The organism is Curtobacterium sp. MCPF17_002, assembly GCF_003234115.2.
In the GTDB taxonomy this organism is placed as follows: domain Bacteria; phylum Actinomycetota; class Actinomycetes; order Actinomycetales; family Microbacteriaceae; genus Curtobacterium.
Window position 1 is genome coordinate 1861084 of the sequence record NZ_CP126251.1, and the last position, 21361, is coordinate 1882444.

Annotated in this window: 19 protein-coding genes; 11 read left to right on the forward strand and 8 right to left on the reverse strand. The window is 71.7% G+C overall.

Going from position 1 to position 21361, the window contains the following annotated elements; translation table 11 throughout:
• Positions 1–32: 32 nt before the first annotated feature.
• Genes DEJ28_RS08735 through DEJ28_RS08745 form a run of 3 tightly spaced genes read right to left on the reverse strand, consistent with a single transcriptional unit; the run spans position 33 to position 3029 of the window.
• Complete coding sequence (locus tag DEJ28_RS08735) at positions 33–935, reverse strand: alpha/beta fold hydrolase (RefSeq protein ID WP_258368044.1); 903 nt, start codon at positions 933–935, stop codon at positions 33–35.
• 10 nt (positions 936–945) lie between these two features.
• Complete coding sequence (locus DEJ28_RS08740; RefSeq protein ID WP_111115507.1) at positions 946–2019, reverse strand: lipid II:glycine glycyltransferase FemX; 1074 nt, start codon at positions 2017–2019, stop codon at positions 946–948.
• Positions 2016–3029 (reverse strand): hypothetical protein, encoded by a 1014-nt coding sequence (locus tag DEJ28_RS08745; RefSeq protein ID WP_146248845.1) that lies wholly within the window; start codon positions 3027–3029, stop codon positions 2016–2018. Before DEJ28_RS08745 ends, DEJ28_RS08740 begins: the two co-directional genes overlap by 4 nt.
• Positions 3030–3177: 148 nt before the next feature.
• On the opposite strand from DEJ28_RS08745, the gene DEJ28_RS08750 reads away from it, so the two are divergent.
• From DEJ28_RS08750 to DEJ28_RS08760, 3 genes are all read left to right on the forward strand, one after another.
• Positions 3178–3729, forward strand: coding sequence for an AAA family ATPase (locus DEJ28_RS08750; protein WP_111115505.1), 552 nt, complete (start codon positions 3178–3180; stop codon positions 3727–3729).
• 216 nt (positions 3730–3945) lie between these two features.
• The gene (locus DEJ28_RS08755; protein ID WP_111115504.1) at positions 3946–4500 is read left to right on the forward strand and encodes a hypothetical protein; all 555 of its coding nucleotides are present in this window, start codon (positions 3946–3948) and stop codon (positions 4498–4500) included.
• A 17-nt stretch (positions 4501–4517) separates the two neighbouring features.
• Positions 4518–5354, forward strand: a complete 837-nt coding sequence (locus DEJ28_RS08760) for a class II glutamine amidotransferase (protein WP_111115580.1) — start codon at positions 4518–4520, stop codon at positions 5352–5354.
• A 37-nt stretch (positions 5355–5391) separates the two neighbouring features.
• Here the strand turns inward: DEJ28_RS08760 and DEJ28_RS08765 are convergent, their stop codons facing one another.
• Both DEJ28_RS08765 and DEJ28_RS08770 read right to left on the reverse strand, forming a co-directional pair.
• Positions 5392–6243 (reverse strand): SDR family NAD(P)-dependent oxidoreductase, encoded by an 852-nt coding sequence (locus DEJ28_RS08765; RefSeq protein WP_111115503.1) that lies wholly within the window; start codon positions 6241–6243, stop codon positions 5392–5394.
• A 95-nt stretch (positions 6244–6338) separates the two neighbouring features.
• The gene (locus DEJ28_RS08770; protein WP_111115502.1) at positions 6339–7694 is read right to left on the reverse strand and encodes a DUF1254 domain-containing protein; all 1356 of its coding nucleotides are present in this window, start codon (positions 7692–7694) and stop codon (positions 6339–6341) included.
• A 98-nt stretch (positions 7695–7792) separates the two neighbouring features.
• Here DEJ28_RS08770 and DEJ28_RS08775 point away from each other — a divergent pair, with 98 nt between their 5' ends.
• Entirely contained in the window at positions 7793–8026 is a 234-nt protein-coding gene (locus DEJ28_RS08775; RefSeq protein WP_111115501.1) for a hypothetical protein, read from the forward strand.
• Positions 8027–8047: 21 nt separating this feature from the next.
• On the opposite strand, the gene DEJ28_RS08780 is transcribed toward DEJ28_RS08775, so the two are convergent.
• Together DEJ28_RS08780 and DEJ28_RS08785 are read right to left on the reverse strand one after the other, a co-directional pair.
• On the reverse strand, positions 8048–9628 hold the full coding sequence (locus tag DEJ28_RS08780; RefSeq protein WP_111115579.1) for a Na+/H+ antiporter: 1581 nt from the start codon (positions 9626–9628) through the stop codon (positions 8048–8050).
• A gap of 216 nt (positions 9629–9844) precedes the next feature.
• A complete protein-coding gene (locus DEJ28_RS08785) occupies positions 9845–10654 on the reverse strand; it encodes a DUF427 domain-containing protein (protein ID WP_220034626.1) in 810 nt (269 codons plus the stop codon).
• 137 nt (positions 10655–10791) lie between these two features.
• Between DEJ28_RS08785 and DEJ28_RS08790 the strand changes: the two genes are divergently transcribed.
• Genes DEJ28_RS08790 through DEJ28_RS08820 form a run of 7 tightly spaced genes read left to right on the forward strand, consistent with a single transcriptional unit; the run spans position 10792 to position 19636 of the window.
• Entirely contained in the window at positions 10792–11847 is a 1056-nt protein-coding gene (locus DEJ28_RS08790) for an LLM class flavin-dependent oxidoreductase (RefSeq protein ID WP_111115499.1), read from the forward strand.
• Positions 11844–13196 (forward strand): NtaA/DmoA family FMN-dependent monooxygenase, encoded by a 1353-nt coding sequence (locus DEJ28_RS08795; RefSeq protein ID WP_111115498.1) that lies wholly within the window; start codon positions 11844–11846, stop codon positions 13194–13196. The genes DEJ28_RS08790 and DEJ28_RS08795 overlap by 4 nt, the downstream gene beginning before the upstream one ends.
• Positions 13193–14515 (forward strand): NtaA/DmoA family FMN-dependent monooxygenase, encoded by a 1323-nt coding sequence (locus DEJ28_RS08800; protein WP_111115497.1) that lies wholly within the window; start codon positions 13193–13195, stop codon positions 14513–14515. Before DEJ28_RS08795 ends, DEJ28_RS08800 begins: the two co-directional genes overlap by 4 nt.
• Before the next feature lie 42 nt (positions 14516–14557).
• The gene (locus DEJ28_RS08805) at positions 14558–16126 is read left to right on the forward strand and encodes an ABC transporter substrate-binding protein (RefSeq protein WP_111115496.1); all 1569 of its coding nucleotides are present in this window, start codon (positions 14558–14560) and stop codon (positions 16124–16126) included.
• Positions 16123–17106, forward strand: a complete 984-nt coding sequence (locus DEJ28_RS08810) for an ABC transporter permease (RefSeq protein WP_111115495.1) — start codon at positions 16123–16125, stop codon at positions 17104–17106. The genes DEJ28_RS08805 and DEJ28_RS08810 overlap by 4 nt, the downstream gene beginning before the upstream one ends.
• Positions 17103–17999 (forward strand): ABC transporter permease, encoded by an 897-nt coding sequence (locus tag DEJ28_RS08815; RefSeq protein ID WP_111115494.1) that lies wholly within the window; start codon positions 17103–17105, stop codon positions 17997–17999. The genes DEJ28_RS08810 and DEJ28_RS08815 overlap by 4 nt, the downstream gene beginning before the upstream one ends.
• Positions 17996–19636 (forward strand): ATP-binding cassette domain-containing protein, encoded by a 1641-nt coding sequence (locus tag DEJ28_RS08820; protein ID WP_111115493.1) that lies wholly within the window; start codon positions 17996–17998, stop codon positions 19634–19636. The genes DEJ28_RS08815 and DEJ28_RS08820 overlap by 4 nt, the downstream gene beginning before the upstream one ends.
• 84 nt (positions 19637–19720) lie before the next feature.
• Here the strand turns inward: DEJ28_RS08820 and DEJ28_RS08825 are convergent, their stop codons facing one another.
• Positions 19721–21289 (reverse strand): helix-turn-helix domain-containing protein, encoded by a 1569-nt coding sequence (locus tag DEJ28_RS08825; RefSeq protein WP_181433698.1) that lies wholly within the window; start codon positions 21287–21289, stop codon positions 19721–19723.
• Positions 21290–21361: the final 72 nt, after the last annotated feature.

Sequence of the window (21361 nt, forward strand, 5' to 3'; positions counted from 1 at the left end):
ATCGGGGATCGCTCGGCGAGAGACCCCGGAGGTCACCCGACGAGGCGCGCGTGCACGTCCCGCACAGCGCGGACGACCTCGGCGGGGGCATCCGCTGGTTGGTTGTGCCCGCTCGCGACGAGTCGGTGGTCCAGGAGCTGCGTGAAGTGCTGCTCGTGGCGCTGTCGCGTCCGCGGGTGCAGGGCCGGGTCCTCGGTCGGGTCGAGCACGATCGTCGGGACGTCGACAGCGGGGAGCCCCGCGAGGAGCCGCTCGTCCGCCTCGTACACCGCCGCGCCCGGCGCGAGACCGAAGCGGTGTCGGTAGGAGTGGATCACGACCTCGACGAAGTCCGGGTTCTCGAAGGACGGCGCAGTCAGTGCGAAGGCTCGCTCGTCGACCGGTCGTGTCGGCGACCATTCCCGCCAGAGCTGCTCGGCGATCTCCCGGCGGTGTCGGGTCAACCCCCTGCGGCCGCGTTCCCCGTGGAAGTAGTACTGGTACCAGTCCCGGCTCTCGTCGAGCGGATCGGTCGGCTCTGCGGCAGCCGCGATGTCCTGGACGGAGTAGCCGCCGAGCGCGACCAGCCCGCCGACCGCCGACCGCCGGAGCGCTGCGGCGACACAGGCGGCCCGGCCACCCCAGTCGAAGCCGACCAGGATCGGCCCCTGCAACCCGGCAGCGTCGATCAGGTCGAGCACGTCGCGGCCGATGGCGGCTTGCTGACCCACCCGAGGAGTCTCGTCGGAGAGGAACCGCGTCCCGCCGAACCCACGGAGGTACGGAGCGAGGACACGGGCGCCGGCGGCAGCGAGCCCCTGCGCGACGTCGCGGAAGCAGCGAGGGTCGTACGGGAACCCGTGCAACAGCACCACCGGCCAGCCATCGTCCGGACCCGCGGTCGCGATCGAGACGTCGAGCACGCCGCTGCGCACACGCACTTCGGTGAAGGTCACAGACGCGACCCTAACCGGATCGGGTCGACCGCCGCACGGTCGCGCCGGCCGACAGGACAGCATCCGGGACGAGGGACGAGATCACGGTGAGGTATGGCTGTTCGACGCCGCCGAAGGACTTCTTGAACCGGCTGATGCCCTCGTCGACGTACCCGACGAGGTCCACGGAGGTGTGGCCTCGGCGCAGTGCCCACTGCAGCATGTCGTGGTAGAGGGCGGTGCTCGGATTGGCCGCCCGGTGTGCGCGGAGTGATCCACCGGCCCATCCGGTGACGACGGGATGGCCTGCCAGGGCGACGAGTGCGCCGACGGATTCGTCGCCGACGATGGCGGTGGCGATGTAGACGTCGTCACGGCCGACGGCCCATGCCTCGATCCGTGCGCCGATGTCGTCGGGGTACGGCGAGGGGACGCCGCGACTCGTGTAGGCCTCGCCGAGCACGTCCGGCAGGAGCTCCGTGAGTTCCCCGGGGAGGGACGGCCTGATCCGCACGTCGTTCCGCTCGGCCGTCCGGAGTGCGTGGCGGGCGCCCTTCTTCATGCCGGCGGTCAGTGTCTCCGGCGTGCAGCCGGCGAGGTCCACGATGATCGTGCGGTCTGGCTTCCAATCGGCGCGTGTGCCGGTGAACGTCCTCCGCGCGGCCTCGGCGGAACCGGGGCCGAACTCGAAGCGCACGAAGGGGCGCCCGTGCCGGATCTGCCACCTCCGGAACGCTCCGATCGTGGCGCCGAGGAGCGCATCGGGGACGAGCGGGCCCACGTACGGGAACGGGGGTTCCGCCGGTCGCGGCAGGAGCGAGGGCCGCATCAGCACCGGGAAGACGCCGACCGACCGACCGTTCTCGTGGACGACGAGTGGGTGGAACGTCCACCCGAAGACGTCTGCCATCAGCCGGAGCCACGACCAGTCGTGGAAGCCGGTGGCCCCTGGGCTCGCGGCGACGAGCGGGTCCCACTCGGCAGCGCTCGTGGCCCGTGTGAACGTGATGTGCGTCGACCGCGCCGCTCCAGGGGAGGTCTCGCCGCTGCTGTCTTCGGCGACGACGAAGGTGCGGGCCCGTTGTTCGCGGGGGGAATCGATCACCGGAGGGTTCCCGCAGTCGACGGGGAGGACGGGTCGTCGGCCGCCTGCGCGTGGTCGTCGACGTACGAGCGTGCGCGGCGGATCCTCCGTGCCGTCAACGGAACGACGACGATCAGGACGACGACCAGCGCGGCCAGGAAGTACTCCGGCATGACGCCGAGATCGCCTTCGATCGCCTGTGACACGAACTGGAAGGCGAGTGCGACGTAGAGGAGGCCGACGAAGGCGATCTGGAACTGCAGGGCGAGCGGGACGAGGCGGGCGTACCGGACGGCGCCGCGCTCGTCGGCATCGTCGAGCGGAAGCTCCTTGCGGCGCAGCACGACCTTCGCGAAGCGGCGGAGTCGCGCGATGTCGCGGCCGCCTGCGTCCCGGAGGGCTCGGCTCAAGGGGAGCGAGACGATGACGGTCGCCATCGCGGTCGCGGTGAACGTCAGCTGGCCGGCGAGGAGCGCGAACACGACGACGTCCTCGCCGTCATCTCGGCCGAGGGTGGTCAGGAGGGCGGCCCCGACGCTCGCGAGGGCCGCCGAGACGACGAAGGTGACGGCGATGGTCCGGACCTTGCTGCGGATGGCACGTGCGTCGGGTACGGAGCCGTCCGGGTGCTCCGAGATCGGCGGCTCGGTTCGACGGAACACGGCACCGAGGGGCCGTGCGACGGCGAGGAGGACCGCTGCGCCGAGGAGGAGCACCACGGGCACCCAGACCGGGGCCCGTGCCGACAGCGTCGCCAGCACGACGAACACGGCGGCGACCACGTCGATCGCGGCCACGCCGATGAACCACCAGCCCAGGAAGCGACGGCTCTCCGCCGATGACCGGTGGTCCCAGTACCCCGCGATCGTCCCGATCACGACCGGACCCATGACGAGGAACGGCGACGTGCAGGCCGTCGCGATGAGGAGGCCGTTCGCCGCGTCCTGGAACGCGATGCCGACGAGCAGCCCGGCACCCAGGGAGAGCACCGTCGCCACCACGATCATCAGCACGTACATCAGCACTCGCATCGATACTCCTTCGTGTCGTCTGAGCTGCCCCATCATGGCCCGAGCCGAGCCGCATTCGTCCGATCCGTGCGGTTCCCCGCACACCCGTTGCGGCGCAGTCCCGGCCCTCGATCACCGTCGTCGGCACCGAGGGCTACCCTCCGAGGGCATGGACGCTGCTGCGGTCGTCATCGTCACCGGTCCACCCGGTGCAGGCAAGACGACGACGGCTCGAGCCCTCGCGGCTTCCTTCCCGCGGTCGGTGCACCTGCACACGGACGACTTCTGGCACGCCATCGTGTCGGGTGCGATCCCGCCGTACTCGCCGGAGTCCGACGAGCAGAACCAGACGGTCATGAAGGTCATCCGCGGCGCGGCATCCACGTACGCCGCGGGCGGTTTCGTGGTCGTGGTCGACGGGATCATCGGGCCGTGGATGCTGCAGCACTTCCGCGACCCCGAACAGGACCGGGGCCTGCCGCACCTGCACTACGTGGTCCTCCGCCCGTCTCGCGACGAAGCGCTCCGCCGGGCGCAGGGCAGGAGTGCGTCCGGTGCCCTCGTCGACCGAGAGCCGATCCTCTCGATGTGGGACCAGTTCGCCGACCTGGGCGAGCTCGAGGGCAACGTGATCGACACGACCGCACAGGCGCCGTCGGAGACGGTCACCGCAGTCCGTGCCGCCGTCGACGGGGAGCGGTCGCTCCTCATCCGGCGCTGACGGAACCGACCCGTCCAGCGGCAACGGCGGTGCGCCGGGCGCACCGGGCGGCGTCCGCGGTCACGGCGTACCCTCAGCCGCAACGGCCCGGACCTCGCTCTCGTCAGGACTGGCCGGCTCTCTCCCGGTGGTGCCGCTCTGCGGGCGCCCCTGCTCGTTCCCGACCGACACCCCCTCCGTTCCGTCCGGGCGTCCTGCACGACCCAAGGACCCGCCATGCACCACCTGTCCACCACATCGCACCTGTTCGGCGCGACCGCGCTCGCCCTCACCGTGGCGTCCGTCGGCTCGGGGTGCACGATGCCGACCCACGAGCCGTCGATGCCGCAGCAGACCGATCGTCCGGTGCCACCGGCAGCATCACCCGGGTCGCGGGCCCCTGCACACCGACACGATCCTGACCCGGGGCACCGAGCCGGGGCGCTCGAGGGCGTGTGGCGCGCCGACTTCTCCCGCCAGGATCTCGGGTTCGCCCCGTCGGGCGGCCCGACGCCCAACACGAGTGGCCTCAGCGAGGGACCGGAGTGGCGCATGCTCGTCTTCCACCGCCTCCGCCTCACCGTGGTCGCCGGTCACGGCTCCAGCCGGTCCACCGGCGAGCAGATGGCGTTCGCCGTCAACGGGTCGACCCTGACGATCCGCTCCGGGAGCAGGACGTTCCGGGTCCGGTGGGACATCTCGATGGACGGGCTCACGCTCTCGCCGGTGCTCGACGAAGCGATGCCGCCGGCGATGTTCGTCCTCGAACCCTTCGCGCACGTCCACGGTTGATCAGCAGGGAGAAGCTCATGTGTCGTTGGTTGGGGTACGTCGGGGATCCGATCGAGCCACGGGAGCTCCTCTACGACACGGAGCGCTCGCTGATCGAGCAGAGCCGCTTCCACTCGGCCGAGTCGCCGGCCCCGAACGGCGACGGCACCGGTCTCGGCTGGTACGGGCGACACGAGCGGCCCGCTCGGTACCGCAGCACGACGCCGGCGTGGGGTGACGAGAACTTCCGCGAGCTCGCTTCCGAGGTGGCGAGCGGGCTCTTCCTGGCACACGTCCGCGCTGCGACCGGCACGCCCGTCCAGGAGACGAACAGCCACCCGTTCCGGTACGGGAAATGGTTGTTCGCGCACAACGGGTTCATCTCGGGCTACAGCAGGCTCCGGCGGCAGCTCCTCACGGCGGTCCGCGAGGAGCTGTTCCCCTGCATCCTCGGGTCCACCGACTCGGAGCTGATGTTCTTCCTCGCGCTGACCTTCGGGCTCGAGGAGGACCCGGTCGGCGGCCTCCGACGGATGGCCGGGTTCGTCGAGTCGGTCGCCGCGGAGGCCGGCATCCACGACGCCCTGCAGATGACGATCGGGCTCAGCGACGGACACGACCTGATCGCCGTGCGGTACGCGAGCGCGGGGACCGCGAACTCGCTGTTCGTCAGCTCCGACGTCGGGGCCGTTCGGCAGCTCTACCCGGAGATCGAGCGCCTCGCGCACCTGCCCGAGAACGCGCGCGTCGTCCTCTCCGAGCCGTTGGTCGCCCTGCCCGGGGTCTGGCGCGAGGTCCCCGCCGGCTCGGTGCTGCGGATGTCGGCCGGCAGCGGGGTCGACGAGCAGCCCTTCGAACCGGTCGCACCACGGTGACGAGCACGAACACGAGCACGAGCACGAGCGGCGGGGCTCAGCCCTCCCGCTCGTCGAGGTCGAGGTGGTCGGAGAGCTCCGGGTACGCACGCGCCTGCTCGACGAGCTGCTCGGCCTTGCGGACCACGCCCTCGACGCTGTCGGCACCGGCGACGAACCGCAGCGGCGGCTCGCGCAACTCGGTGAGGGTGAGGAGCACCCGCGCGAGCTTCGCCGGGTCGCCCACCTGCTGGCCCTCCATGCCCTCGAAGAACGTCCGCGTCTCGGCGGCGGCAGCGGTGTAGTCGGGGACCTCGACGTCGCCCCAGAAGGTCGAGTCGCCCTCGGCGAGCAGGTCCGTCCGGAAGAACCCGGGCTCGACCACGGTGGCGTGCAGGCCGAGCGGAGCGATCTCGCCGTGCAGCGACTCCATCCACCCCTCGAGCGCGAACTTCGACGCCGCGTAGGCGCTGCCGCCCGCCGACCCGACGATGCCGGCGGTCGAGCTGATGCTGATGACGTGGCCGGAGCGCTGGCGCCGCATCACCGGCAGGACGGCGCGCGTGACGGCGAGCGCCCCGAAGAAGTTGGTCTCGAACTGCGCGCGGAACTGCGACGAGGAGAGCTGCTCGAAGAACCCGGCGTGGAAGCTGCCGGCGTTGTTGACGAGGACGTCGATCCGTCCGAAGCGGTCGACCGCGGCGTCGACCGCGGCCTGGGCGGCGCCCTCGTCGGTGACGTCGAGTGCGAGGGCGAGCAGGGCGTCGTGGTCGCCGACGGCCGCGAGGACACGGTCGGGGTTCCGTCCGGTGGCGACGACGGTGTGCCCGGCGTCGAGCGCGGCACGGGCGAACTCGACGCCCATGCCGCGGCTGGTCCCGGTGATGAAGAAGGTCTTGGGCTCGGTCATGGTGCCATCGAACCCGGCGCCGCCGGACGGCGCGAGGGGTTGCCGGAACGGGTTCTGCGAGAACGCCCCTCGGCCCTCGGCCCTCGGCTCCCGGCTCAGGACCCGTCCCGCGTGAAGTCGCCGGCCTTCCACGTGCGGTCGAAGTACGGCTCGAGCGGACCGTAGAACCGCATGTACGAGAACCAGTGCCGACCCGGGATCGTCTGGACCCAGTTCGTGTCGCCCTCGGTCGGCGCCGTCGGACCGAACCGGAGGACCACCGACCCGTCGTCCTCGTACCGGAGGTCCGCGGAGCGGCTCCCGCGGTCGCCGCGCTGCTGGTCGTTGTCGACGAGGCACCGTGTCGCGGCGTCGTACACGGTCACCGACCAGAAGAGGGCGGCCGGCACGTCCGGCGGGACGACGAGCGTGTACGACGCACCGCCGTCGAGCCACTCGTCGTCGGCATCGACCGTGGCGCTGAGGTACGCCTGGCCCTTGCCGGGGACCTGGCTCTTCATGGCCTCGGAGAAGCTGACCGCCTCGTAGAACCACGAGGCACGCTCGAGGAACTCGTCGTACCACGGGCCCCGCTGCGACGACTCGGACAGGACGACCGTCAGGTCCCACCGACGGTCCGGCCAGTACCGGACGCCGGGGAACCGCTTCGCGAACGAGTTCGCCTGCGCCATCCGCTCGCCCTGCTCGGACGCCCGCTCGAGGATCCGTGTGAGCCGCGCGTCCGGCTGGAACGGCCGACCCGGCTCGATGCCGAGCTGGCGGAGCATCGCGAGGAAGAACCGGTCGCGCTCGTCGACGACCTCGTTCTGGTAGATCCCGTGCAGCAGCGACCAGTACGCGATCCCGGACGGCTGGTCACCGGTCCACGGTCGACCGTCGGGCGAGACCAGGCGGGTGGCGGGTGGGTCGTCGTGCAGCGCGAACGGGTGGACCCGCACCCCCTCGGCGAGGGCGAGACTCGCAGCCGGGTCGGGGTCGAGGGTTCGGAACCCGAACATGATGTTCATCCCGGTCGACTGCAGGACCGACCAGGCGGGGTCGTGCTCGGGGACCTCCTGGCCCGGTCCGACGACGAGGGTCGTCCCACCGCGACCGGCGTCCGCCCCCATCTCGCCGAGCACACCGACCTCGCGCTGCCAGAAGTCCGAGACGCCCCCGGCGGTGGGCCCGGGCGGGAGTTCGATCACGATCGGCCCCGTGCTGCGCAGGTCGAAGAAGTTGAGGATGTACGGCGTCGTCGCGTTCGCGGTGATCAAGCCGAGTCGGTCACGGTAGGAGACGTAGTGCACGAGGTCGTGGTCGGTGGCGCCGAACACCTGCGCGTGCTGGGTCCGCCACTGCGCGTAGGACACGATCGGCAGCGCCCACAGGTAGGCGATGCAGGCGAGCTGGTGGTCGAGTTCGTCGAAGACCTCGGGGAGCGTCCCGCGCGGCGGCAGTTCGATCGTCATGTGCACAGTGCACCGCTGCCGGACTCGGTGCGCGTCACCCCGGTCGGGTGAACCGGACCGCCCGGACACGCCCCGGCACCGGGCGTACCGTCACGGCCATGAGCGATCCGAGAGACGACGACGACCTCGGCGACTTCCGCGAGGCCCAGGACACCGACTACACACCGGACCCCACGGTCCACGATCCCGACGACCTGCCCGTGGCCGACGGCGGCGACGACGAGCTGGTGCCGGACGACGACCGGCCGGTCCCGCTCGACGAAGCAGACCCGCGCGACGAGGCAGACCCGCTCGACGGCGCAGACCCCGACGAGGACCCAGCAGGACTCTGAGCGCGAGCCGCACGCCCCTGCTCACACCGGCGTCGACCCGTCCAACCGTGCTTCTTCGGCGTCGTAGCCCGCCCGCACCTGCCGCAGCACCAGGTCGTCGATCTCGTCGGCGTCCCGGAGCCGCAGCAGCGTCGCGGCCTTGTGCTGCACGAGCGCGAGTTCGAGGGCGACGGCGCTGTCGTGCCGCTGCAGCGCCGGGTGGTCGTCGTCCTCCTCCGCGCGCGCCTGGATCACGTCGAGGTGCGCCTCGTAGTCCTTCCGCACGCGCTCGACGGTGGCGCGGTCGGCACCGGTCGACCGGGCGAGCCGGGGGAGGGCGTCGAGCGCCTCCTGGATCGCGGTGCGCTCGGCGTACCGCCGTTCCTCGCCGACGGACTCGTCCTCGGGCAGTGCTGCACGTCGGAGCACGGCCGGCAGCACGAGGGCCTGACCGACGATCGTGACGACGACGACCCCGGCGGTGACGAAGACGATGAGGTCGCGGTCGGGGAACGCCGCACCGGACTCGAGCGCGCGCGGCACAGCGACCGCCATCGCGAGCGACACGGCGCCCCGGAACCCGGCGAACCCGCTCACCAGGCGGTCCCGGTGCCCCTCGCGCGGTGCCCCGCCGGTCCGCCGGGTGACGACCCAGATCGTGCCGCCTGCGGCGTTGAGGAACGCGAACCGGACGAGCACGAGCGTGACCGCCACGGCGGCGATGATCCCGGTCGCGCGGAGGAGTTCGGACGGGTCGAGTGCGCGCGCCGCCACCATCGCCTCGATGCCGACGAGCACGAACAGTGCGCCGTTGAGCAGGAACGTCAGGAAGGACCAGAACGCGCGCACCTGCTGCCGGGTCTCGGCGCGGTCGAGCTTCGGTCCCACCTGGCTCACCACGATGCCGGCAGCGACGACCGCGAGCACCCCGGACGCCCCGATCGCCTCGGCCGCGAGGAACGCGGCGAACGGCACGAGCAACGTCACGAGGTTCTCGAGCACCACGGTGTCGACCCGCCGGAGGACGAGCGTGCCGACCCAGGCGGCCGCGAGACCGGCCGCGACGCCGCCGAGGTAGGACAGGACGAGCATCCCGGAGACGCTCCAGAACGTGAGTTCCTGCGTGCCGACGGTGACCGCGACGGCGATCCCGTAGACGACGAGCGTCGTGCCGTCGTTGACGAGGCTCTCGGCGCGGAGCACGGTGACGTTCCGGCGCGGGAGCATCTTCGTGAGGACGCCGACCGCGGTCGCGTCGGTGGGTGCCACCGCGGCGCCGAGCACCCAGGCCGGACCCCACGGCATGCCGAGCAGGTGGAGCAGCACCGCGACGGCACCGGCGGTGACCACGACGAGCAGGGTGCCCATCAGGACGATGCCGCGCAGGTTCTTCCGGATCTCGCGCAGCGACGTCGTGAGGCTCTCCCAGTAGAGGAGCGCGGGCAGGAACAGCAGCAGGACGGCGTCCGCCGGCAGCTGCACCTCCGAGAACTGCGGGACGAGGGCGAGGCCGGCCCCGAACACGAGCAGCAGCACCGGTGGCGCGACCCGGATCCGGTCGGCGACACCGGCCGTCACGGCGATGGCGAGGCCGAGCACGACCACCAGTTCAGGTCCCAGCACACGCACTCCTCGTTCGACCGACGCTCCAGTCAACGCGCTGCGCGCTGTGCGCGCCCGTCCGGACGCGCCCAGCGGACCGGCGTCGGCCGACCGCGGAGACCGGCGACGGCCCGAGGACGGTGACGACGACGGACTGGAGGCGCGGTGCGGCGCCGCACCGCGCCTCCAGTCCGATGTCGTGCCCACGTCGGGCCGCGGGGCGGCGGGGTGGCCCGGTCAGACCCGCAGGTCGGCGACCGCGACCTCCGCGACACCGTCGACCTCGACGGCGACGCGCTCACCCCAGAACGCGACGAGGCCGCGCACCGCGGCGACCGCCGCGAACGGCGCGGGGTACGACCAGGCGACGTCCTCGACGGAGCCGTCGGCGCGGCGGACGGCCCAGTACTCCGTGGCGTGTCCCTTGTACGGGCACTCGCTGACGGTGTCGGTCGCGACGAGCGTGTCGAACCGGACGTCGGCGCGCGGCACGTACCAGCGGGTCGGCAGGCCGGTCTCGTACACGGCGACCGGGGCCGTCGTGTCGGCGAGCACCCGGTCACCGTCGCGGACGACGACGTGGCGGCTGCTCCGCAGGGCGTCCACCCGGTTGTGCGGGTCGCGGGGGTGCGTGATGACCGGCTCGTCCTCCTCGTACCAGGCGTCGAGGACGCCCGGGGTCCAGGTGACGCCGAGGTACCCGTCGAGTCCGTCGTCGTCCCAGGCCCACGCGACGTGACGGACGACGCGACCCGGCAGCACGAGGTCGTACCACCGGCGGGCCGGACGGACCGGTCGCCACGACCGGCCGGGTGCCGGAGCGTCCTCGGCGACGCGGAGCAGGTCGGTGCGGACGTCGGCGACGGGGATCCCGTACTCCGGGACCTTCTGCGCCGCCTCCCACACGAGGATCGGGGCGACGGTGTCCACGACCGTGACCTCGTCGGTGACCGCGCGGACCCGGCGGCTGCTCGGTTCCCAGGTGACGTGGTCGGGCAGGGGTGGGTGGCGGCGACGGAGCGTGGCTGATTCGACGGGGTGCGACACGGGGGTGATGATGCTCCCCGGACGGCGATCGTGCCGTTCTTGACGTTCCGTGACGAACCGCGGCGTCGCGTTACACGGACACTCGTGCGCTGTCGGCGGTGCGTGTTTCGATCACTCCACTGACGAGGGAGTGCTCCATGACACACGTCGACCGGATCGCCCGCGCGGCCTCGGTGCCGCTGCGGATCGCGGTGTTCTCGCACGGCACGGAAGCACCGCCCGCCGGCCGTGCGTACCGCGACGAGCTCGAGCTGTTCGTCGCCGCGGAACGCCTCGGCTACGACGGCGCCTGGGTGCGCCAGTTCCACTTCCGGCACGACGACGACCCGCGGCGCGGGGGACTGCCGGCACCGTTCGTGTTCTTCGCGGCCCTCGCCGAACGGACGTCCACCCTCCGCCTCGGGCTCGGCGCGGTGACCCTGCCGCACGAGGACCCGGTCCGCGTCGCCGAGGACGCCGCCGTGCTCGACGCGCTGAGCGACGGACGGGTCGAACTCGGCGTCGCGAACGGTGGCGGTCCGGAGACCCTCGACGTCTTCGCGCCGGCACTCGTCGGGGCCGACCACGACACGCGTCGCTCGGCGTTCGACGAGCAGCTCGCACGACTGCTCGGGGCGCTCCGCGGCGAGACACTCGGCACCGGAACCGCACGGCTCAACCCGGACGGCAGTGCACTGCTCGACCGCATCTGGGACGCCACGCTCACCGCGGAGAGCGCCGCGATCGCCGCGGCCCGCGGGCACGGTGTGCTCGTCGGCACCACGCAGACCGTGCCGGCCGAGGTCACGGCGGCGGCGTACCACGAAGCACTGCCGGACGGTGCGACGCCCCGGGTGGCGCTGTCCACCGCGATCTACCCGGCGCGGGACCGGGACACCGCTCTGCGTGAAGCACGCGACGGCATCGAGGCGAAGTACGCGTGGGGGGAGTCCTTCCTGCCGCCCGCGACGACGCTCGCCGAGAAGGCCGCCTCGCTGCAGTTGCACTACGGCACCGCCGAGGACATCGCCGCGTCGATCGCGGCGGCACCGTCGACCCGGTTCGCGACGCAGCTCAACGTGCAGGTCGAGCACGGCTACCCGGACTACGGGCGACGGCGCGAGGCGTTGGCGCTGTTCGCCGAGGACGTGGCACCGCTGATCGGGGCGACCGTCGGGTCCTCGGTGTCCGGGCTGTCGGCGGTGTCCGCATGACCCGCGACGGTGGCCTCGTCCTCGGTGGCATGGTCTTCTACCCCGGCGGCGAGCACGTCACGAGCTGGCGTCTGCCCGGCAGCGAGCCCGACGCCTACCTCGACATCGAGTACTACGCCCGGTTCGCCCAGACGCTCGAGCGCGGCGGGTTCGCCACGCTCTTCATCGCCGACGAGCTGTACGTGTGGGACCGGTTCGAGTCCGGCATCGACCACGTCGTCAACATCCGGACGGAGCCGTTCACCCTGCTCGGTGCCCTGTCGCAGCGGACCGAGCACATCGGACTCGCCGCGACGATCTCGACGACCTACAACGAGCCCTACCACGTCGCCCGGAAGCTGGCCTCGCTCGACCACCTCAGCGAGGGCCGCGCGGCGTGGAACCTCGTCACGAGCGCCTCCGACGAGGAAGCCTGGAACTTCGGCCGCGACGCGAACCTCGACCACGCCGTCCGCTACCGCCGGGGCGCCGAGTTCGTCGACGTCGTGCAGGGACTCTGGGACAGCTGGGACGACGACGCGTTCCTGTACGACCAGTCGTCCGGGTACTTCGCGAAGCGCGAGGGTCTGCACGTGCTCGACCACGAGGGCGAGTTCTTCCGGGTCCGTGGTCCCCTCAACATCGCCCGACCGCCGCAGGCGCACCCCGTGCTGTTCCAGGCCGGCGCGTCCGAGGCGGGTCGGGCCCTCGCCGGTGCCGCCGCCGAGGGCGTCTTCACCCTCTGGCAGGACGGCCTCGCCGAGGCGCAGACGCTCTACGCGGACTACAAGCGCCGGGCCGCCGAGCACGGTCGCGACCCGTCGTCGATCCTCGTCCTGCCCGCGGTCTCGCCGGTGATCGGCGACACCGAGGCCGATGCGCTCCGCCAGCTCGACGAGATCGAGGAGCTCACCCCGGACCGCGTCTCGCTCGACCTGCTGTCCCACTACCTGCAGACCGACCTGTCCGACCGACCGCTCGACGCACCGTTCGAGCACGCGTTCGACGAGTCGTCGGTCACCCAGTCGAAGTCGGTGTACGAGTCCATCCGCCGGATCGCGTCGGAGGCCACGACGCTCCGCGAGGTCTACCGGACGATCCTCCGTCGACGGTTCCTGCCGGGCACGCCTGAGCAGATCGCGGACCACCTGACGGAACGGTACGAGCAGGACGCCGCCGACGGCTTCATGCTGGCGTTCTCGTCGATCCCGGTGAGCGTCGACCGGTTCGTCGACCAGGTCGTGCCGGAGCTCGAGCGTCGCGGCGTGTACGACCGCGCGTACCGGGGCACGACGCTCCGTGAGCACCTCGGGCTGGACCGTCCGGCGAGCCGGTTCGCCGACACCGCGGCGACGGAGGTGTCCGCATGAGTGACCGCATCCTGCTCGGCGCCTTCGCCTTCCACCCCGGCGGCGCGCACGTCACGGGCTGGCGGCACCCGTCGTCCCGTCCCGCCGAGCACCTCACCATCGGGCACCACCGGCACATCGCGCAGACCGCCGAGCGCGGGTTCTTCGACACGCTGTTCCTCGCCGACGGCCTGTACTTCTGGGACCGCTACCCGTCCGGCGTCGACCACTACGGCGCGCTCCGTCCGGAACCGTTCACGCTGCTCGCCGCGCTCTCGCAGGTCACGTCGCGGATCGGCCTCGCCGCCACCGTCTCGACCACGTACAACGAGCCGTACCACGTCGCCCGCACGATCGCCTCGCTCGACCACCTCAGCCGGGGCCGGGCCGCGTGGAACCTCGTGACGAGCCGCTACGACGAAGAGGCGCGCAACTTCGGCGGCGACACCCACATCGACCACTCCCGCCGGTACGAGCGGGGCCGCGAGTTCGTCGACGTCGTGCACGGGCTGCTGGACAGCTGGGACGACGACGCCATCCGTGCCGACGCAGCGTCCGGGGTCTTCGCCGACCGCGACAAGCTGCACCGGCTCGACCACGACGGCGAGTTCTTCCGCGTGCGCGGGCCGCTCAACATCGCCCGACCGCCCCAGGGCCACCCGCTGCTGTTCCAGGCCGGCGGCTCGGAGTCCGGACTCGAACTCGCGGCGGACACCGCCGACGCGGTGTTCACCCGCGGGGGATCCGCGAGCGAGGTGCGCCGGTTCGTCGACGACCTCCGCGCCCGAGCGGTCCGGCACGGCCGGGCCGCCGACGCGGTGAAGGTCATGCCGTCGGTGATGCCGGTCGTGGGGGAGACCGCTGCCGACGCCCGTGCCGAAGCGGACGCGATCCTGGCCCTCACGCCGGACGCCCTCATCCTCGAGGACGTGTCGCACCAGATCGGGCAGGACCTCTCCGGCCGCGACGTCGACGCACCCTTCGACTACGCGGCGGAGTTCGACACCTCGAACGAGACCCGATCGCCGAAGCCCGCGGTCGAGCGCCTCATCGCGGACGGCCCCGCCACACCGCGGGACGTCTACTCGTGGTCCTACCGCCGCCAGCTGCTGACCGGGACCGGACCGGAGATCGCCGACCGGCTCGAGGAACTCAGCGACGACGGCGGCGCGGACGGCTTCATCGTGCAGTTCCCGTACCTGCCCGGTGGCATCGACCGCTTCGTCGACCACGTCGTCCCGGAACTGCAGCGCCGTGGCCGGACCGCCACGACGTACGACGACCTCACCCTGCGCGAACGGTTCGGACACCCCCGTGTGCCGGACCGCGCGCACCGCTGACCGCACACCACCTCGAACCACCCGAACCCACAGGAGTCCATCGTGACCGTCGACCTCACGTCGCGACGGCGGCGCCTCAAGCGCCTCGCCCTCGCCGCCGCAGCATCCGCACTCGCCCTCACACTGGCGGCCTGCTCGTCCGGGGGCGCCGCCGCCGGCGGTTCCGGCACCTCGTCCGACGTCGGCGTCTACAAGCTCGGACTGCAGGAGCCCGACAGCACCATCAACCCGCTCACCACGTCCGACTACAACGCGATGTTCCTGGTCGGGCTGGCGTCCGAGGGGCTGCTCAGCCAGGACGCGAAGGGGAAGCTCGAGGGGCGTCTCGCGAAGTCGTGGAAAGCCTCGTCCGACGGCCGCACCTGGACCGTGACGCTCCGCGACGGGCTGGAGTTCTCCGACGGCTCCGCGCTGACGAGCAAGGACGTCGTGTCGACGTTCGACTCGATCATCGGCGGGGACAGCCAGTCGCCCGGCAAGTCGAGCTTCGACGGCATCCTGGCGTCGGTCACCGCCGACGGCGACTCCGCGGTGACCTTCGCGCTGGCGAAGCCCTACGCCGACTTCCCGTACCTGCTCACCGGCTCGAACACGACGATCCAGCCCGCCGGCTTCTCCGCGTCGACCAACTGGGCCAAGAAGCCGGTCGGCGCCGGCCAGTTCGTGCTGTCGAAGTACTCCGCCGGCCAGGGCGTGACGTTCACGAAGAACCCGAAGTACTGGGATGCGAAGGACGTCGACCTGTCCGAGCTCGACGTGAAGTTCTACGCCGACGACCAGGCGCAGCTCCTCGCGTTCCAGAGCGGCGAGATCGACCAGATCGCGTCGAGCCCCACGGTGACCTCGACGCTGAAGGGCTCCGACCACAAGGAGACCGAGCCCTACTACAACAAGTTCGACGGCATCTTCCTCGACGTCACGAAGGCGCCGTTCGACGACCCGAAGGTGCGCGAGGCGTTCGCGTTGGCCCTCGACCGCAAGGAGATCGTCAAGACGGTCTACGGCGGCGACGCGTCCGTCGGCAACGACACCACCTTCTTCCCGGGCTCGGCGATCCAGCCGAAGGGCCTCGACCAGCGGGAGCAGGACACCGCGAAGGTCAAGCAGCTCCTCGGTGGGAAGACGGTCTCGTTCGCGATCACGACCCTCGACTCCGAGAAGACCCTCGCGCAGGTCGTCCAGCAGCAGCTCGAAGCGGTCGGCGGGTTCGACGTCACCCTCAAGGTGCTCACGAGCGCGCAGTACTACGCCGACGGTGACGACACCCCGTGGCTCAACGCCCCGGTGACGATCACCAACTGGGCGCAGCGACTGCCGGCCCAGTACGTCGACCTCATCTACCGCTCGGGCGCGGCCTGGAACGCCTCGAAGTACTCGAACACGACGCTCGAGACGCTCACCGACGAGTACGAGTCCACCACCTCCGCATCCGAGCGCCAGGACCTCGCCGACCAGATCGCCGAGATCGAGTGGACGGACCTGCCGGTCATCGTCCCCGCGTTCGCGTCGAGCAAGATCGTCCTGCAGCAGCACGTCACCGGGACGTTCCGGTCCGGCCAGGACTTCCCCGGCGGCTTCGACTTCCGCGGGATCGGGGTCAGCTCGTCATGAGCACCGCGCGCCGCCGTCGTCTGCTGGCCCTCGTCGGGCGTCGGGTCGTCCAGATCCCGCTCGTCCTCGTCGTGGTCTCCGTGCTGACGTTCTGGCTCGTCCAGGTCGTGCCCGGCGACCCCGGTCGGAACGCCCTGGGTCAGTACGCGACGGCGGCGCAGGTGCACGCCTGGAACGTCCAGCACGGACTCGACGGGTCGCTCGTCTCGCGCTACCTGCACTGGATCGGCGGCTTCGTGACGGGCGACTGGGGCACCAGCTTCGTGTACTCCGAGCCGGTCCGGGACCTCGTGCTCGGGCGGCTCGGCAACTCGCTCCTGCTCGGTGCCTACGCGTTCGTGATCATGGTGCCGGTGGCGATCGCGCTCGGCGCCGTCCAGGCCTACCGGCAGGGGCGTCGGTCCGACCGCGCCATCACGGTGGGACTCCTCACCGTGTCCGCGGTCCCCGAGTTCGTCGTCGGGATCGTGCTGCTCCTCGTGTTCGCCGTCTGGCTGCGGGTCGTGCCCGTGCAGGCCTCCGGGGCGCTCGACGCCGGGTTCGGGGAACGGCTCCGCGTCCTCACGTTGCCCGCCGTGGTCCTCGCGCTGGCGTACCTCGCGGTGCTCACCCGGATGGTGCGCGCCGGCACGATCGACACCATCCGCTCGCAGTTCCACCGGACCGCCGTGCTGAAGGGACTCACGAACGGGCAGATCGTCCGGCGCCACGTGATCCGGAACGCGCTGATCCCGACGTTCTCGGTGCTCGGCATCTACCTCGGCACGCTCCTCGGCGGCAGCGTCATCGTCGAGACCCTGTTCTCGTACCCGGGGCTCGGTGCGCTGCTCGTGTCCGCCGCCGAGCGCAAGGACGCCCTGCTGCTGGAGAGCGGCGTGATGCTCGCCGGCGCGATGTCGCTCGGCGCGCTGCTGCTCACCGACCTGCTGTTCGTCGTCGTCGACCCGCGGATCCGCTTCGAACGGAGGGCCACCGCATGACCGCAGTCGTCCCCGGTGCCGTGGGCACCGACACCGACACCCGCCTCGCCCCGGACGCCGTCGGGGCGCCCACCGTCCGCGCCGCTCGTCGCGGTGGGCGCGCGCTCCTCCGGCGCCCGACCTTCCTCGTCTCGGTCGCGATCCTGCTGTGGTGGGTCGCCCTCGCGGTCGGCTGGCACGCGTTCGGCCTGCAGCCGTTCGCGAAGACCGGCGGACTCCTCCAGGCACCGAGCGGTGCGCACTGGTTCGGCACCGACTCGCTCGGACGCGACGTGTTCGCCCGGGTCGCGGCCGGTGCGCGGCCGGCGCTCCTGATCGGTCCGTTCGGGGCCGCCCTCGCCACCGTGCTCGGCGGCACGCTCGGCCTGCTGGCCGGCTACCACCGCGGCTGGGTGGACACCGCGCTCATGCGGTTCTTCGACGTCCTCCTCGCCCTGCCGAGCCTCATCTTCCTGGTCGTCCTCGTCGGGGCCTTCGGGGTGTCGACGCCGGCGCTGATCCTCATCGTCGGGGTGCTGTTCGCGCCCGGCATCGCCCGCATCGTCCGTGCGGCGGTGCTCGTCGAGATGGGGAAGTCGTACGTGCAGGCGGCCCGGCTGCAGGGGGAGAGCGCGTTCCGGGCGATGCTGACCGAACTCCTGCCGAACGTGGTCGGGGTGTTCGTCATCCAGGCCGTCCTGAGCCTCGGTGCCGCGATCTTCATCACCGCGTCGCTCTCGTTCCTCGGACTCGGATCGCAACCACCGGCCGCCGACTGGGGCCTCGACATCAACGCGAACCGCGCGTACCTGCAGGCCGCCTGGTGGACCGTCGTGTTCCCCGGCGTGGCCGTCGCCTCGATCGTCGTCTCCGCGAACCTCATCGCGGACAACCTCAAGGAGGTCACCGGATGACCGAGCCACTGGTCCGGGTCGAGGGGCTCACCGTCGCGTACCGCGGCGTACGCGTCGTCGACGACGTCTCGTTCACGATCGAACCCGGCGGCTCGTACGGCCTCGTCGGCGAGTCCGGCTCCGGCAAGAGCACGGTCGCCGGGACGCTGACGGCGTCGCTCGACCCGGATGCCACCGTCTCGGCGACGACGATCACGGTGGACGGGTCGGACGTCGTCGCGCTCCGCCGCGAGGGTCTCCGGCGCTTCCGGCGGGACGTCGTCGCGGTCGTGCACCAGGAACCCGGTCTCGCGCTCAACCCGACGATGACGGTGGGACGGCAGGTCGCCGAGGTCCTCCGCGCCCGCGGTTCCGGACGCGCCGACGCCGAGGCCGCCACCGTGCAGGCGTTCACCCGGGTGGGGCTGCCGGCACCGGAGATCGTGGGCGTCCGGTACCCGCACGAGCTGTCCGGTGGGCAGCAGCAGCGCGTCGCCATCGCGATGGCGCTCGTCGCCCGACCCCGCCTGCTCGTCCTCGACGAACCGACCACGGGGCTCGACAGCACGGTCGAGGCGGGGATCATGGCGCTCATCGACGAGCTCCGGACCGAGCTCGGGTTCGCCACCCTCCTCATCAGCCACAACCTGCCGCTCGTCGCGGCGCACTGCGACCGCGTCGGTGTCCTCCGGCGGGGTGTCCTCGTCGAGGAGGGCTCCGCGACCCGGGTGCTCCTCGCTCCGAGCGATCCGTACACGGTGCAGCTCGTCGAGGCGCTTCCGGACATCACCGCCGGCAAGCCGGCTGCCCGGCCAGCCGCTGACGAACCGGCCGCTGACGAACCCGCCGCTGACGAACCCGCCGCACAGCGAGCCCCGGACGTCCTCGTCACGGTGCGTGGCCTGCGCAAGGAGTACGAGGGTCAGGCAGCCCTGGACGGCGTCGACCTCGACCTGCACCGCGGCGAGGTCCTCGGCGTCGTCGGCGAGTCCGGGTCCGGGAAGACGACGTTCGGCCGCGCGCTCGCAGGGCTCGTCGGGTACGACGGCTCGATCGACCTGGCCGGCGACGGCGACGGCCACGGCGACCACGGCGACCGGGTCGGCCGCAACCCGCGGCGGACCCCGCCGGTCCAGGTGGTCTTCCAGAACGCGGACGCCTCCCTCAACCCGCGCCGCACGGTCCGGCAGGTGCTCGGCCGCGCGATCCGCCTGCTCCACGGTGAGGGCTCCGCCGAGGAGCTCGCAGCGCGGGTCGGGCTGGCCGCCGACGTCCTCGACCGCCGGCCCGCGCAGCTCTCCGGCGGGCAGAAGCAACGCGTCGCCATCGCGCGGGCCTTCGCGGGACCGGTCCCGCTCGTGGTGTGCGACGAGCCGACGTCCGCGCTCGACGTGTCGGTCCAGGCGCGGATCCTCGACCTCGTGCTCGACCTGCAGCGCACCACCGGCACGACGTGCGTGTTCATCTCCCACGACCTGGCGGTGGTCCGCCGGGTGGCCGACCGGATCGCGGTGTTCGAGGCCGGCCGCATCGTGGACCTCGCCCCTGCCGAGCGGGTCTTCGACGACGGGACCCACCCGCGCACGCGGGCACTCGTCGAGGCGGCGTTCGACCTGCGACGACGTGCCGGGCTGACGGGGCGGCTCTCGACGGCGTGACGACGGCCTGGAGGCGCGTGGCGGTGCCGCCACGCGCCTCCAGGCCGTCAGGGACGCACCCCGCGGATCGCGGGGAGGGGCGACTCAGTCGTGGAAGGTCTCGATGGACGCGCCGAGCGAGTTGAGACGCTCCTGCAGCTGCTCGTAGCCGCGGGCGATGATGCCCACGTTGCGGAGGACGCTCTCGCCCTTCGCCGCGAGCATCGCGAGCAGGATGACGACCGCGGGACGGAGCGCCGGCGGGCAGCTGACCTCGGCACCGGAGAAGTGCGTCGGGCCGGTCACGTCGAGACGGTGCGGGTCGCGCAGGGTCACGCTCGCGCCGAGCCGGGTGAGGTCGAGCAGGTGGATCGCGCGGCCCTCGTACACCCAGTCGTGGACGAGCGTGGTGCCCTCGGCCATCGCGGCGATGACGACGAAGAACGGCAGGTTGTCGATGTTGAGGCCCGGGAACGGCATCGCGTGGATCTTGTCGATCGGCGCGTGCAGCTCGGACGGGTGCACCGTGATGTCGACCAGCCGGGTACGGCCGTTCGCGGCGGCGTACTCGTCGGAGACGTCGAACCGCAGGCCCATCTCGGCGAGGGTGGCGAGCTCGATCTCGAGGAACTCGATCGGCGCGCGGGTCACCGTGAGGGTCGAGGCGGTGACGATGCCGGCGGTGAGGAGGCTCATCGCCTCGACCGGGTCCTCGCTCGGCCAGTAGTCCACGACCTCGTCGATGCGGCTCTTGCCGGTGATGCGGAGCGTGGTCGTGCCGATGCCCTCGATCTCCACCCCGAGCAGCTCGAGGAAGAAGCAGAGGTCCTGCACCATGTAGTTGGGGCTGGCGTTCCGGATCACGGTCTCGCCGTCGCGGGCGGCCGCGGCGAGGATCGCGTTCTCGGTGACGGTGTCGCCGCGCTCGGTGAGGACGACGGACTTCGTCGGGACGGCGGTGTTCGCCACGCCGACCTCGTACCAGCCGGAGGTCGCCTCGACGTCGACGCCGAAGGGGCGGAGCGCGATGAGGTGCGGTTCGACCGTGCGGGTGCCGAGGTCGCAGCCGCCGGCGTAGGGCAGGCGGAAGGACTCGTACCGGCCGCTGAGCGGGCCGAGGAACATGAGGACGCTGCGGGTGCGGCGGGCGGCGTCGGCGTCGATCGCGTCGAGGCGGAGGTCGGACGGGGCGACGATCTCGAGGGTCTCGCCGTCGGCGGACCAGGTGACGGTCGCGCCCAGGCTGCGGAGCACGTCGATGATGCGGTCGACCTCGACGATGCGCGCGACCCGGTGCAGCCGGGTGACGCCGCGGTTGAGCAGTGAGGCGCAGAGGAGCGCCACGGCGGCGTTCTTGCTCGAGTTCACGGCGATCGAGCCGCTGAGCTTCCGGCCGCCCTGCACGCGGAGGTGTGCGCGCTGGGGAGCGCCGCCGATCGAGACGATCTGCTGGTCGAGGGCGTCGCTGATGCGGGTGAGCATCTCGAGGGACAGGTTCTGCCCGCCCTGCTCGATGCGGTTGATCGCGCTCTGGCTGGTGCCGACGCGTTCGGCGAGCTGCGCCTGCGTCATGCTGCGGCCCTTGCGGGCCCCACGGATGAGGGCGCCGACCTCGCGGAGGGGTGCCGGCGTGGCGGTGGTGGCCGGCGTTTCGACGGTGGTGGTGTCGGACATGGCGTCACGCTAACACGGTCGTGAGATAAAGCAGGGGTGTTGACACCCCGATTCACGTGTTCTTCAGGCTGG